This window comes from Shewanella sp. 10N.286.52.A9 (genome assembly GCF_041468985.1).
Lineage (GTDB): Bacteria > Pseudomonadota > Gammaproteobacteria > Enterobacterales > Shewanellaceae > Shewanella > Shewanella japonica.
Map to the genome: position 1 here is coordinate 120,630 of NZ_JBFRJQ010000007.1, position 14,903 is coordinate 135,532.

Here is a 14,903-nt window from a genome sequence, read left to right on the forward strand (position 1 = left end):
CAGCTGCATTATCTCAATAGTGCCAGTAAGTCATCGGCATTGCCTTGCCACTGACTTTTGGCACTTCCAGCGAGAATACTATCTGCAAGACTTTGTTTATGTTGCTGCATTTCTTGAATTTTCTCTTCAACTGTACCTTGAGCAATTAGCTTATAAACAAATACTGGATTTAGTTGACCAATGCGGTGCGCTCGGTCGGTCGCTTGTTTTTCTGCTGCGGGGTTCCACCATGGATCAAAGTGAATCACAGTATCTGCAGCGGTTAAATTAAGCCCAGTTCCGCCCGCTTTTAAACTGATTAAAAACACCGGCACATCCCCCTCTTGAAACGCGTCGATTTCATCTTGGCGCTGTCGAGTTTGACCAGTTAATTTACTATATGGAATACCCATATTAATAAACTCTTGTTCAATCAATGCCAGCATACCTGTGAACTGACTAAAGATTAGGATCTTTCGGCCTTCTTCAACCATTTCTGGCACGTTTTGCGTCAGCCAAGTTAACTTCGCATTATCTTCAACGTATTGAGCTTGTTCTAACTTAACCAGTCTAGGATCGCAACAGGCTTGGCGTAGTTTTAATAACGCATCTAAAAACTCAATATGACTGCTTGAAACACCTTGTTTTGCAAACAGTTCTCGCAGTTTTTTCTCCATCACTAAGCGGATACTTTCATATAAGTTACGTTGATCTTTTTCCAGTTCAAGGGTTTGTACTATGATGGTTTTTTCAGGTAACTCCGACATCACTTCGTTTTTAGTACGACGTAGTAAAAATGGAGCAATTCGGTTTAGCAAAATAGCTGACTTTTCAGTATCAGCTTGTTTCTCAATTGGGCCACGAAACTCTTTATTAAAGTAAGCATGTTGGCCTAATAATCCTGGTAAACAAAAATCCATTAACGACTTTAATTCACCTAAATGATTTTCTAACGGTGTGCCTGACAAACACAAACGGAATTGACCTTTAAAAGTCTTTAACGCTTGAGTCACCTTTGCTTGCGCATTTTTGATTTGTTGTGCTTCATCTAAAATAATGTGCTCAAAGCTATATTCGCTATACACCATTTCATCACGTAAAATCAGAGGGTATGTGGTGATAATGACATCAAACTCTTCGATTTTTTCGAGTAATGCTTGACGCTTGTTGCCATGAATAACCAACACTTTTAGCTCGGGAGTAAACTTTTGCGCTTCTTTATACCAGTTACCCACTAAACTAGTAGGACAAACGATAAGACTCGGTCTTGGTGTTAATGACGTCGTGCTGCTCGAGTCAATATTTTGCGCTTTCATCTGTTTGGCTTTTAATAAAAATGCCAATGTCTGTAACGTCTTACCTAAGCCCATATCATCAGCAAGAATACCGCCCAGTTGATATTCTTTTAAAAAGCACAACCAATCAAACCCTAGTTTTTGATAGTCTCGCAAAGTGGCATTAAGCCCTGTGGGCAATGCAACTGACTCAATCCCTTTAAACTCGGCTAACTTTGTCGCTAAATGCCTGACTCTTTCACCATTGAGTAATCTAATATCGCTTTCTGACAATTCATTAAGCAAATCAGCTCGGTTACGTGGGACTTCGAGAACATCACCACCGCCTCGCTGAAATAACTCTTGAATCACCGAAATTAGCGGCTTAATTGTTTTGGCTTTGATTTTGACAAACCGTCCATTTGGCCCAGGTAAAATAAGCTCTTGCTCATCATCAGGCTCACCATTTTGCTGGAGCCAACGGGCAACAAGGCTCAACAGCGGCACACTCTGCCCTTCGATATCAGCATTTAACGATAACGAAAACCAACCACTATCTTCATCGTCATCTAAATCTACCTCAATATCTGCATCAACAATATTTAAGTCAAAGTCAGCAGCAAATTCCACGTTATAGCCTAAATCTTCTAAGGTCATAATGCCAAAAGTCGTGAGTTGCGCCCACTCGTTAACCATCTCTGGCATTAAACCAAGGCTAAAATAGCTAACATGTTGATTGTTATAGGTCAGGATACTGTTATCAATCGCCTGTAACTGTAGGCTTTCGAGACATTCAAGTGCTTGAGCTTCTAACTCAAGCTCTCGATGTATTTGATATTGCACCTTACCTTGTTTGATAAGGTTAATTTTCTCTCGGCTTTTTCTACCAGCAATGCTGATATCACCATACAGAAACTCGACTTGTAGCACAGGCTGCATCATAGGACTGTCATCAAGCTGTGCCATCGTAAAGGTTAGCGAGACTTTGAGCGGATCTTCTATCTCATGAAATTCAATCTCACTGGGAACTGGCACACTTTTAGGTGAAAAATGACGCAGCATTTTATCGCTAATATCATCCACCTTATCTAATGGCACTGGCGGCATTTGTTGCAGCAGCTTTAATTTATCTACTGATAAATCCGTGTCTAAATAGCCAACTTTTAAATAATCTAAGTCAACGAACATTGGTGGGTTGGTAGCGATAAACTCCCAATTATCTAGCTCTGGCATACTCATGCTAATTTGAGTATGACGGGCGTCAGTTTCTTGCCAAACAAAATCAGGAGCCAGTTTAGAAGTTAACGTTAAAGGTGTGCGATTCTCTTCCCAGAAGCACGTACCAAGCTCAAGCATTTTTGTTAATGCAAGAGCGCAAATTTCGCCCTCAAGGTATATTTTTGAAGCACTTTTTGAAGAAGATAACAGCAAGCTAATAATCTGACTATCTTCAGGACTGATCCACCAAGGTAGATGATATTTAACATCATTTAAGGCAATTTTACTGCCCTTATTAAACTGTTGTTTTTTATTTAGCTTACTGCGCTTAAAGTCGACAAAAATGCCATGATGGTCGCTAGAAAGCGTGAAAATAATTCGATCTTTTTCTTCATCTTCTTCTGTGGCGTGCACTAAATCTTGCTTTTCAAGCTGCATCAACCACTGGCTTAATCGTTGTTCTTCAACTGGTTTTTTATCAATTAGCGCTAACAAGGCGGCTGCAACATGCTTACAGTTGGAGCCGACAGGACAAGTACAATGTGATTTCATCACGATTTTGTGATTAACATTTACCAGAGTAATGTCTTGGCGATAAGGCTCGATCGCAGAGCCAGCCACATAAGATTCAACATTATGATTTTCTTGGCTTGCGTGCACTTCAAGCACTCGGCCTTCAATGAGATAATTCTGCGCTTTTTGTAATTGAACTGATGAAAATAACTTAGCAATCAACTCTAAGCTTATTTTGATAGGAAGATTAAACAATTTGGCCGACATGACTATCCCATACAAGCAGTAACCACATGGCTACTCAACAACAAACGTAACTAGCCATTGTATGGAAGAAGATGGCAAAATTCTACTGTAATTAGCCATCTTCAAAAAAAACCATCAACCTTGCAATAAATACTCTTCTGCAGCCTCTATTGAGCGTGGTTTACCAACCAACATGATGATGTCATTACGCTCGAAAACCCAGTCTTCTGGTGCAGGACTTATCTCCTCGCCTTTCCTTCTTACCGCTCTAAGTTCAACACCAAACTGAGACCAAGGGATTTTAGCGATGCGCTTACCAACCGCATTAGAACCAGTATCTAACGACACCGCATGCAGTAGCTCTAAGGTCATATCCGTCTCAGCTCCAGTAAAAAAGCCATGAAGATATTGGTAATGGTTACGCCTTTCTGATTCTAATCGCTTAATAATTCTTGGTAGTGGCACCCCACATTTGTATAGCACTTGGGATACCAGCATTAAGCTGCCTTCAAGCTTTTCGGGAATAACCTGCGTGGCGCCCATCTCTTTTAAACTATCAAGCTCTGCATCATCCGTGGTTCTCACTAAAATCTTAGTATCTGGCGCCAATTTGCGCGACAGTGCCAGGCAATCTTCCACTTGGCGAGACTCTCCAAATGTAATGACCACCATGCTGGCACGACGTATACCAATTTGTTTTAATAACCCCATTTTACAAGCGTCACCGAAAAATACAGGTTCGCCAGCATTCTTAGCTTCTGACACTCTCGTAGGGTCAAGATCTAACACCACAAATGGCACTGCTTCTTTTTTCAAAAATCGGGCGATGGTTTGCCCCACTCGGCCGTAACCAAGAATTAATACTAAATCCCCGTCTTCTGGTGGCGGCAATTGAAACTCATCTTCAATCTGTTTTTTACGTGATGTTTTACCTTCGATAGCCTGCGCTATATCAACACTGTTTCTGATAAGCCAAGGCGCAATTGACATAGACAAAACGGCCACCATGACAAAAATGGTACTCATTTGAGTTTCTAATAGCTGATAATTAACCGCCAAAGCTAACAGTACAAAACTAAACTCACCCACTTGTGCCAAGCTAATGGCTGTACTTAACGCCACTTTAAACTGTTCACCGCCCAACTTTAAAATACCGAATACCACGACAGTTTTAGTCACTAAAACAGCAACTAAAATTAATAGAATTTGCCACCAAAATTGCGCAACAATCGTAAAATCTAGCAGCATACCGATAGAGATAAAAAACAGACCCATTAAGAGATCTCTAAATGGTCTTATATCAGCTTCAAGTTGACGACGATATTGACTCTCACCCAATAACATACCCGCAATAAAAGCACCGAGCGCCATCGATAAACCTAACCACTGAGTAAAGGCTCCTGTGACTAATACAACAACTAAGGTGGATAACACGAACAATTCATTTGAACGAGAACGGGCTACTTCGTCAAAAATTCGAGGTAACACCCACTTACCGAAAGACATCAAACCAATGAATGCCAAAATGCCTGTAAGCATACCCCAAGCAATATCTAGAAAGCCTATCGGCTCACCATTGGTTGATAGTAAAGGTAAGATAATTAATAGCGGCACCACTGCAATATCTTGAAAGAGCAGCACACTGACAGAGAGCTCGCCGTGACGTCTTCGCATCCACCCTTGCTCGTTAACCAGCTTTAATACAATCGCCGTTGAAGACAATGCAACTGCAGAACCAATAACAATGGCTGAAATCATATCTTGGCCAAATAGCAGTGCCACCAAACCAGCTAACAGCGCAGTAAAGGTAACTTGCGCACTACCTAAGCCAAATACCGTTCTTCGCATTGACCACAACTTAGGTACAGAGAATTCAAGCCCTAAACTGAACATCAATAACACAACGCCAAGCTCAGCCACTGAATGCATTTGCTGCTGGGTGAACCAATGAAAACCGCTAGGACCGCTCACTACTCCTGTGAGTAGGTAAGCAAGAATGGGAGGTAAACCAAATCGCCTTAGCAGTGAAATAGCCACAATAGCTATCACGAGCATTGAGAGAATATGGATAAAGATGCTGTGCTCCATAAATGCGAGTTCTCCGAGTCAATAAAATAGCGATTCAATGAAACAGTCTATTAACAATAAAACCAATTAACAATAACCTTATGATAATTAGTAACTAAAAATATCAGGCACAGTTTTTGCTTACATTTTGATACAGGTAAAAACAATTTTATTTATATGTTTCGCATTCGCATGTATTTGCATCAAATGAGGTAGTAAAAATGGATTACGCCATAGCTTCACAGCCATATCCAGAACAAAACTGGGGAAAATCAGCGCCTTACACAGCTGGCAAAGATCACAACTCAGATAATAATTTGATGGAAATCTTGCAGCAAATGCACGCAAGTTTAGAGCCAAGAACGGTCTTTGCCAGTTACGGCAAATCACTAGGCCAATTATTGCCGATCCAAGGTGTACAACTGAATCACCAGCTAAAACTAAACTGGGGCCGTTGTCATGGACTTAATCAACAAAGAGTGATTAGCGGCTTTGGTGAGCCTTATAGCATCAAATATTACCTTAGCTCACCATTAACACCCGACCAATTAATACAGCTTAATGAAATTGAAAAATTGTTTTGCCAACCATTTTTAAATGCAACTAAGTACAGTCAAATGTCGAATCAAGCCATGTTTGATGCATTAACAGGCTTAGGTAATCGCTATTATTATCGACAAAGTATCAAGAGCGCATTGGCCAGAGCCAACAGAAACCAAGGTGATATCTCTTTGGTTGTGCTCGATTTAGACAACTTTAAAAGTGTAAATGATCAACACGGACATAAACTTGGCGATACGATTTTATCTTCATTTGCTGAACTGATTAATGACGCTATTCGAAATACCGATCAAGCTTTTCGTATTGGTGGTGACGAATTTATAATTATAGCTCAAGGAAATGCACTCGAAATGACGCCTTTGTGTCAGCGTATCATTAACACCATGGAGTCACATCCGTTAATGAGCACTTTTCAAGTTAAATGCAGCTTAGGCGTGGCAAGTTCAAGTGGCGCACAAACCCAAGATAAACTGTATGAAAGTGCTGACATGGCGTTATATGAAGCCAAAGATGCGGGCAGAAATTGTTTTAGAATTTGCAATGACTAAGGTATGAATAGACAAAACTTAACAGAGTTAAATTATTGATAATAAATCACAAAGATAATTGTGAGTGTTCAGCTATATTAGCGAATCACTTTAACGTTGAGCGTTCTTAGTGAGTAAAAAGATTGCCGTTTTATACTAAGTTACCTTGAAGAAATGCAGTAACTGTTTGTAAACGTTAATCTGATGTCTGCATTTTATAGTTTAATAGTAAACCGATTTCATCAGCTTTAGCTAAGTAGCGTTTATCGACCCACAAGCCAATCGCGGCAACTAACACTTCGCCATAAAAAACCAAAGCTACTCTATCCCTCATCCAAGGCGGAACGGCAAGTTCTTGCCATATCTTTTTAAGCTCTCGTCCTTTATCCCTAAAGTGGGGTTGACAGCGGGTACTCCCTTTCGCTGTAAAGGCAATGCTAACCGAGGTTAAATCCGTTATCGATAGTCGCGCTCCTTGAGTACTCGCTCCCACTGAAACATGTAAAGGTTGGGGTGATTGCTCACCTTCTAAATTATTAATAGATAGACTGGATAACTCAACAGTACAAACCTCTTCAGTTCGCATGTCTAACCGCTGAATCGCATTAGTCAGCAACTCAGCATCAATGCTCTGTGATTCCTCTAAGTCCTTTTTACTGATCTTGGGTACAACATAGGCACATCCAGCAAAACGTTTAATCGAATATCCAGCACACTGGACATCTACGTTAGCATCATTAGCAGCGTACAATAGTTGACTCACAATTTGCTCAAGCTGCGACTGAGACGGTAATTTGTAGCCTTGAGCTAAAATAAAACCGCGTAACAGCAAGTTTTGCCATTCACTTGATTGTTCTTTGAATGTTAATAGCGCTAAACCAGGGCCTGATAAACTAAAACTCGGAGAGTATGTAATGAATTCAGGAAGTCGCTGAGTCACTTCAGCGTCAACGATAGATTGCTGCTGCGCACAAAGCTGCGCGCTGCGAGATGCTGTTGCAGCAATACTCGGCCAACGTTGCTTTAGTCTAGGAATGATATCTTGACGCAGAAAATTTCGATCATACTGGGTGTCTAAGTTACTCTCATCTTCGATATGAATTAATGACTTATCGATTGCAAATGCCTCAATGTCACTACGAGAAAAGCCCAGTAAAGGTCTAATGACCCAACTTTGTTGATGAAATGCTTGAATGCTCCCCATAGCTGCCAATCCCTTCGGGCCTTGACCACGTTTTAACGCTAGTAATAACGTTTCAAGCTGATCATCTTGATGATGGGCCGTTAAGAGAATATCACCAGGATTAAGGTACTTTTTAAAAACTTGATAGCGAGCATCTCGGGCGATTGCTTCAAGACTCGTCCGAGATGTTTTAGTCAATGAGACATGCTCTACTTGAATAGGGAGTTGATATTGACTCGCTTGTGATACACAGTGCTGCGCCCACTCATCTGCATTTGGGCTTAAACCATGATGCACATGGACCAATAAACATGAAATATGCGGGTTTTGCTGGGCAAACTGGCTCAAGCCGTAACAAAGACACTCAGAATCAACCCCGCCGCTGTATGCCAGCACAATTTTATTCGGTGAATGATGAGCAGCATTAACAGCACCAGCTGGGCTGTTAATCGGTAACAAAGCTGATGTGTGCTGCTTAATCGCTTCACAGATATTAATGATTTTCATCAGCTTGTCCCTTTTAACATACTATGATTAATCCAGTGCGTTACTCAGCGCACTTAACACGACAAAGTTACGCAGAGTTAACACTAAAAAACAATCTTAACGTTACTCGAGCCGACCAAGCTTTCAATTGCTAACATCAGCTCATCGGTAGGATTAACACGCCACTCATCCCCTAAACGTAATTGCCCTGCGGCTTCACGCTGCTGATAATTAATCACTACTGGTACGCTACCATTTTTCCAAGGCGAAAGCGCTTGTTCAAATTTTTCCAGCCACTCAGGGTTAATATCCTCAGCAGTAACATTAATTTCTACCGCATTAGCAAAGTGACTTCTCGCCTCACCGATTTCGATAATATTGCGTGCAGTCATTCGGTTACCGCCAGCAAAGTCATCAAAGCTCACTTCACCTTCACAAATCAAAATACGATCTTTTTCTAAAAGATGATTAAATTTCTCAAATGCCTCAGTAAACAACATGACTTCTAATCGCGCACTTTTATCATCAAGAGTGACCAAGCCCATTTTTGAGCCTCGCTTGGTGATCATCACTCGAGTGGCAATAACTAACCCTGCAGCTTTAACGGTTTTACCGCGATCAGTTGGGTGAACGTCTTTCAATCGTCCAGAAGTGTATTGTCTTAACTCTTTTAAATACTGATTAATTGGGTGACCAGTAAGGTATAAACCTAATGTGTCACGCTCGCCTTCAAGCCAAACTTTGTCAGGCCATGTAGGACATTCGACAAAGCTTTGTTTGTTATCTTCTGGCTCAGAATTAAGTAAGCCAAACATATCATTCTGGCCAATTGCTTCAGCTTTCGCATGTTGAGCAGCAGCTAAAATCGCTTCAGGTAAGGTCGCCATCATGGCCGCACGATGTGGACCTAAGTTATCGAGTGCTCCTGCGCAAATTAACTTTTCAATCACCCGCTTATTTAGCTTTTTAAGATCGATACGAGCACAGAAATCAAACAAATCGGTAAATGGGCCATCTTTACGCGCATTTAAAATCGATTCTACAGGGCCATCACCCACCCCTTTAATCGCGCCAATCCCATAAACAATGTTTAAGTCGTCATCGACAGTAAACTTGAACAATCCCTTATTCACATCAGGTGGAATAATTGGCAAGCCCATACGCTCGCACTCATCAACCAAAATCACAATTTTATCAGTGTTATCCATATCAGCGGACATTACTGCTGCCATAAACTCTGCAGGATAATGGGTTTTTAGCCACAAGGTTTGATAAGAAACAAGCGCATAAGCAGCCGAGTGAGATTTGTTGAAACCGTAGCCCGCGAACTTTTCTACCAAGTCGAAAATTTTCATCGACAATGGCCCATCAACGCCATTCTTAATTGCGCCAGCTTCGAAAGTACCCCGTTGCTTAGCCATTTCTTCAGGTTTTTTCTTACCCATAGCACGACGAAGCATGTCCGCGCCACCTAAGGTATATCCAGCCAATACCTGCGCAATTTGCATAACCTGTTCTTGGTATAAAATAATACCGTATGTCGGCTCTAGTAGGTCTTTTAACGACTCATGTTGATACTCTGCATCAGGATATGAGACTTCTTCACGGCCATGCTTACGCTCAATAAAGTTGTCTACCATGCCGGACTGCAAAGGTCCTGGGCGGAATAACGCCACTAATGCAATCATGTCTTCAAAACAATCGGGTTGCAGACGTTTAATCAAGTCTTTCATACCACGAGACTCCAACTGGAATACCGCCGTGGTTTCATAACGCTGCAATAATCTAAATGATTTAGGGTCAGTCAAGCTAATGGATTCAATTCTGACAGGTTCTTCCCCTGCTTTTTCTAAGCGAGGGTTAATCATCTGCAAAGCCCAGTCGATAATAGTTAGGGTTCTTAATCCCAAGAAATCGAATTTAACTAAGCCAGCCGTTTCAACATCATTTTTATCAAACTGAGTCACTGGGTTTAAGCCTTCTGCATCACAATATAGTGGTGAGAAGTCAGTGATGACTGTCGGTGAAATTACAACACCACCAGCATGTTTACCCGCGTTTCGGGTCACACCTTCAAGGCGGCGACACATATCAATAAGCTCTTTGACATCTTCATCGCTATTATAAGCTTCTGGCAGTGACGGCTCGACTTCGAACGCTTTAGCCAGTGTCATGCCAGGCTCGGCTGGGATCATTTTGGTAAGCCGTTCAACAAAACCATAAGGATGACCTAACACCCGCCCAACATCTCGTACTACCGCTTTTGCCGCCATCGTACCGAAGGTAATAATTTGAGATACTGCATCACGGCCATATAAATCGGCAACGTGGTCAATTACCTCATCACGGCGATCCATACAGAAGTCAACGTCGAAATCGGGCATGGATACACGTTCAGGGTTCAAGAAACGTTCAAATAACAAATCGTATTCTAATGGATCTAAGTCAGTAATTTTAAGCGCATAAGCCACTAAAGAACCGGCACCAGAGCCACGTCCCGGTCCAACAGGTATGCCATTATCTTTACCCCATTGAATGAACTCCATTACGATCAAGAAGTAACCAGGGAACCCCATTTGGTTAATCACTTTTAGTTCAACATCGAGACGTTCATCATACTCAGGACGTTTCTCTTTACGCTCTTGCTCGTCAGGGAATAAAAACTCTAAACGCTCTTCCAGACCTTTTTCAGACACTTCAACCAAAAAGTCTTCAATGGTCAAATCGCCTGTTGGGAAATTAGGTAAGAAATATTCATTTAAACGAATCGTGACATTACAGCGTTTGGCAATTTCAACACTGTTTGATAATGCAGATGGAATATCAGCAAACAAATCACACATTTCATCTTCGGTTCGGAGATATTGTTGTTCACTGTATTTTTTAGGTCTACGAGGATCGGCTAACGTAAAGCCGTCATGAATCGCAACCCGAATTTCGTGAGACTCAAAGTCGTCGGCTTTTAAAAACACCACTTGGTTAGTTGCAACAACAGGTAATTCATTTTCTGAAGCCAGTTTAACAGCCATATGAAGATAACGTTCTTCATCCGGTCTGCCCGTTCTGATCAACTCTAAAAAGTAACGGTCATGGAAGTGGGTTTTATAGAATGACACCAGCTCTTCAACTTGCGCCATGTTACCTTTCAATAGCGCTTTACCAATATCGCCATCTTTAGCACCTGAAATCAGCAAGATGCCTTGATTAAATTTAACTAACCATTCCTGATCGATGACCACTCTGCCGTTAAGCTGGCCACGTAAATACGCTTCACTGATTAATTGAGTTAAGCTTTGATAACCGTCATTGTCTAAGGCGATAATGGTAATAGCACAGTATTCATCCGCAAAACCTGGCACTTTCATCCAAAAGTCAGCGCCGATAATCGGTTTTATTCCCGCGCCATGACAACCGCCATAGAATTTTACTAGACCACAAAAGTTATTCTGGTCAGTAATTGCTAATGCTCCCATACCAAGTTCTGAGGCTTTCGCCAGAATAGGTTTAACTTTTGCCACGCCATCAGACATGGAAAAATCACTGTGAACACGGAGATGGACGAAACGAGGATCGGACATAGAATATGAGTATCTTTGAAATGCATGATTAAAAGGAAAAAACCGCTGACCAGATTAGCAAACTACGCCAATTTATAATAGCGAAATTAATATCAATCTAAGCGGAAAGTCAACGGTTCAGCCCTGACCTCGTAAGTTGAAATTACAGGGCTTCGTAACAAATAATAATCTAAAAATAATGAGGTAAAAATAATGAACTAAAAGTCATCGCTCATCATGACTGATTAAGAATAGCCATCACAGGCTTAAAACTTTTGCGATGCTCAGGTAGTACGCCGTGTGCTTCTAATGCTTCGAAGTGAGCTTTTGTTGGATAACCTTTGTGATTAGCAAATCCATATTGAGGATATCTGGCATCTAATGCATCCATTTCACGATCGCGAGTGACTTTAGCGATAATTGACGCTGCGCTAATCGCTGCTACTAATCCGTCACCTTTTATAATCGCATGGCTTTGAATACCAAAATCAGGGGTACGATTACCATCGACTAAAACCTTTTCTGGTTGAATGGATAATCCAGCAACAGCTCGCTGCATTGCTAACATAGTGGCGTGCAGAATATTGATATCATCAATTTCGGTTGGCGTTGCTCTACCAACACTAATGGCTAAGGCTTTATCTGTTATCTCGTTAAACAATAACTCTCGACGCTTTTCTGATAGTTTTTTAGAATCATTTAACCCCGCTATCGGCTGATTAGGATCAAGAATAACAGCGGCAGTCACCACATCCCCTACTAAAGGACCGCGGCCAACTTCATCTACACCAGCAACAACACCACGAGTGATATACGCAACTTGCTCAGGTGTAATCCCTTTAATGACTGTCGGTATTCTGCTCATGATTTCACTTCTTGCAGTGGAGAGTGGCTTATTAATTCGATAACAGCGTCTGCAGCTCGATCGCTGGCGTTGCAGCGAAGGGTTTCATGGATTTGCTCAAACTCAGCTTTCAATGGCGTAAAGTCACGATTTAGCTGTTCAATCACAGCTGCAGAAATATTCTTCTCGTTACATTCATCTTGAACAATTTCAGGGATTAACGCACGACCCGCTAATAAATTTGGTAAAGAATAGTGCTCGACCAACATCAGTCGCTTTGCCAAGGCGTATGTCATCGCATTAACACGATATGACATCACCATCGGACGCTTAACAAGCATGGCTTCTAACGCCGCTGTACCGGATGCTAACAATATGGCATCTGATGCCGCCATCACAGCACGAGATTGTCCTTCAACCAATTCGATTTCAAGATCTGGCGCAAACTGTTTAAGTGCCGTTATAAACTGTTCACGGCGAGCTTGATTAACCAAAGGCGTCACAAATTTAATATCTGGATAGGTTTGCTTAATAATGACTGCAGCTTTGATAAATGGTTCGGCAAGTTGCTTGAGTTCGCCACCTCGTGAACCAGGCAAAATCGCTAAATATTCCGCTTGCGGATCTAAGCCAAGCTGCTCACGGGCTGCAAGCTTGTCGCTTTCCATGGGAATATCATCAGCTAAAGTGTGACCAACAAAAGTACAAGGTACCTGATGCTTGTCATAAAATGCTTTTTCAAACGGCAGTAATGACAGCACCATGTTGGTTGCTTTTGCAATTTTAAAAATACGTTTTGGACGCCAAGCCCATACAGATGGACTGACATAGTGAACGGTTTTAATCCCTTGTGCTTTGAGTTTAAGCTCAAGACCAATATTAAAATCGGGTGCATCTATGCCAATAAAACAATCAGGTTTTTCAGCACAAATATTTTTGATTAACGTCGCGCGTACTTTTAGCAGTCGTGGTAATCGCGCGAGGACTTCAACAATCCCCATGACAGCAAGCTCTTCAAATGAAAAGTAACTCTCAAAACCGAGCGCTTCCATTTGTGGCCCACCAATACCGATAAATCGTGCATCAGGGTATTGTTTTTGCAGTGACTTTATTAATCCTGCACCTAAAATATCGCCGGAGAGTTCTCCGGCGACCATTGCAAATATACGAGGGGTATTATTTGTCATGTTATCTTCTATCGAATGATCCCGCGAGATGAGCCATTAATAAACTCAACCATCCCTTTTACATGTTCATCTGATTCAGCATCGGCTGTAATTTCAGCTAATGCTTCTTCAATTGTCAGGTTTTTACGGTACAACGATTTATACGTACGGCGAATAGCATGTTGAGTTTCTTTAGTGAAACCACGGCGCTTAAGACCTTCAACATTTAACCCACGAGGGATTGCTGGGCTACCTGCAGCCATCACAAATGGCGGCACATCTTGGAAGATAGTAGAAGAACCTGCAGTAAACGCATGGGCACCAATATGAACAAATTGATGTACGCCTGTCATGCCGCCTAAAATTGCCCAGTCACCGACGTGTACATGACCAGCAATTGACGCATTGTTAGCCATAATGATGTTATCGCCTAATACGCAATCATGAGCAATGTGCACGTAAGCCATCAATAAATTGTTCGAACCAATACGCGTTTCACTATTGTCTTGAATCGTGCCACGATGAATGGTGACATTTTCACGAACAATATTGTTGTCGCCCATGATTAATGTCGTTGGCTCACCTGCGTATTTTTTGTCCTGACATTCTTCACCAATAGATGAAAATTGAAAGAAGCGATTACCCTTACCTATGACGCTTGGGCCTTTAATAACCACATGGGAACTAATCCAAGTATCATCGCCGATTTCAACATCAGCGCCGATATAACTCCAAGGACCAATGGTAACGTTGTTACCAATTTTTGCATCGGGATGTACGAATGCTAACTTATCAATCACTTGTTAATCTCTCTGCGTGCACACATTATTTCGGCTGAACAAGCTAGTTCACCATCAACAAATGCCTGTCCTTCAAATACACCAATCCCTCGGCGCTCTTTAATCATTTTAACGTGAAAATGTAATTGATCCCCTGGTGAAACAACACGTTTAAAACGGGCTTTATCAACACCAGCAAGTAGGTATAGCACATCAGGAGAAGGATCTGGGCTCATGGTTTTAAATGCAAGTAAGCCAGTAGCCTGTGCCATTGCTTCAATAATTAACACGCCGGGCATGACAGGTTTAACAGGAAAATGGCCTTGGAAGAAAGGTTCGTTAAACGTCACGTTTTTGATCGCATGTAATGATTCACCAACGGTGTAATCTAAAACACGATCGACAAGTAAAAATGGGTAACGATGAGGAAGATATTGAAGAATTTCTTCAATATCCATTGTATTCAATTGGTTTGCCACACGTAATTCCTCGAAATGGCGTTA

At 41.6% G+C, this 14,903-nt stretch carries 9 protein-coding genes; 1 reads left to right on the plus strand and 8 read right to left on the minus strand.

Annotated features, from left to right (window positions below; all coding sequences use genetic code 11):
* Positions 1 to 8: 8 nt before the first annotated feature.
* Complete coding sequence (locus AB4128_RS06695; RefSeq protein ID WP_055023070.1) at positions 9 to 3,251, minus strand: SNF2-related protein; 3,243 nt, start codon at positions 3,249 to 3,251, stop codon at positions 9 to 11.
* A gap of 114 nt (positions 3,252 to 3,365) precedes the next feature.
* Positions 3,366 to 5,318, minus strand: a complete 1,953-nt coding sequence (locus tag AB4128_RS06700; RefSeq protein ID WP_055023071.1) for a monovalent cation:proton antiporter-2 (CPA2) family protein — start codon at positions 5,316 to 5,318, stop codon at positions 3,366 to 3,368.
* A 200-nt stretch (positions 5,319 to 5,518) separates the two neighbouring features.
* Between AB4128_RS06700 and AB4128_RS06705 the strand changes: the two genes are divergently transcribed.
* Complete coding sequence (locus tag AB4128_RS06705) at positions 5,519 to 6,406, plus strand: GGDEF domain-containing protein (RefSeq protein ID WP_055023072.1); 888 nt, start codon at positions 5,519 to 5,521, stop codon at positions 6,404 to 6,406.
* Positions 6,407 to 6,581: 175 nt separating this feature from the next.
* On the opposite strand, the gene tilS is transcribed toward AB4128_RS06705, so the two are convergent.
* The 6 genes from tilS to fabZ form a co-directional block, all read right to left on the minus strand.
* Complete coding sequence (gene tilS, locus AB4128_RS06710) at positions 6,582 to 8,075, minus strand: tRNA lysidine(34) synthetase TilS (RefSeq protein WP_082419866.1); 1,494 nt, start codon at positions 8,073 to 8,075, stop codon at positions 6,582 to 6,584.
* A gap of 83 nt (positions 8,076 to 8,158) precedes the next feature.
* A complete protein-coding gene (gene dnaE, locus AB4128_RS06715; protein WP_192022423.1) occupies positions 8,159 to 11,632 on the minus strand; it encodes a DNA polymerase III subunit alpha in 3,474 nt (1,157 codons plus the stop codon).
* Positions 11,633 to 11,846: 214 nt separating this feature from the next.
* Positions 11,847 to 12,476, minus strand: coding sequence for a ribonuclease HII (gene rnhB, locus AB4128_RS06720; protein WP_055023074.1), 630 nt, complete (start codon positions 12,474 to 12,476; stop codon positions 11,847 to 11,849).
* On the minus strand, positions 12,473 to 13,642 hold the full coding sequence (gene lpxB / locus AB4128_RS06725) for a lipid-A-disaccharide synthase (RefSeq protein WP_055023075.1): 1,170 nt from the start codon (positions 13,640 to 13,642) through the stop codon (positions 12,473 to 12,475). The genes rnhB and lpxB overlap by 4 nt, the downstream gene beginning before the upstream one ends.
* An 8-nt stretch (positions 13,643 to 13,650) precedes the next feature.
* Positions 13,651 to 14,421, minus strand: coding sequence for an acyl-ACP--UDP-N-acetylglucosamine O-acyltransferase (lpxA, locus tag AB4128_RS06730; protein WP_055023076.1), 771 nt, complete (start codon positions 14,419 to 14,421; stop codon positions 13,651 to 13,653).
* Positions 14,418 to 14,879: a 3-hydroxyacyl-ACP dehydratase FabZ gene (fabZ, locus tag AB4128_RS06735; protein ID WP_055023077.1), complete on the minus strand. Its 462-nt coding sequence runs from the start codon at positions 14,877 to 14,879 to the stop codon at positions 14,418 to 14,420. Before fabZ ends, lpxA begins: the two co-directional genes overlap by 4 nt.
* Between the last annotated feature and the right edge of the window lie 24 nt (positions 14,880 to 14,903).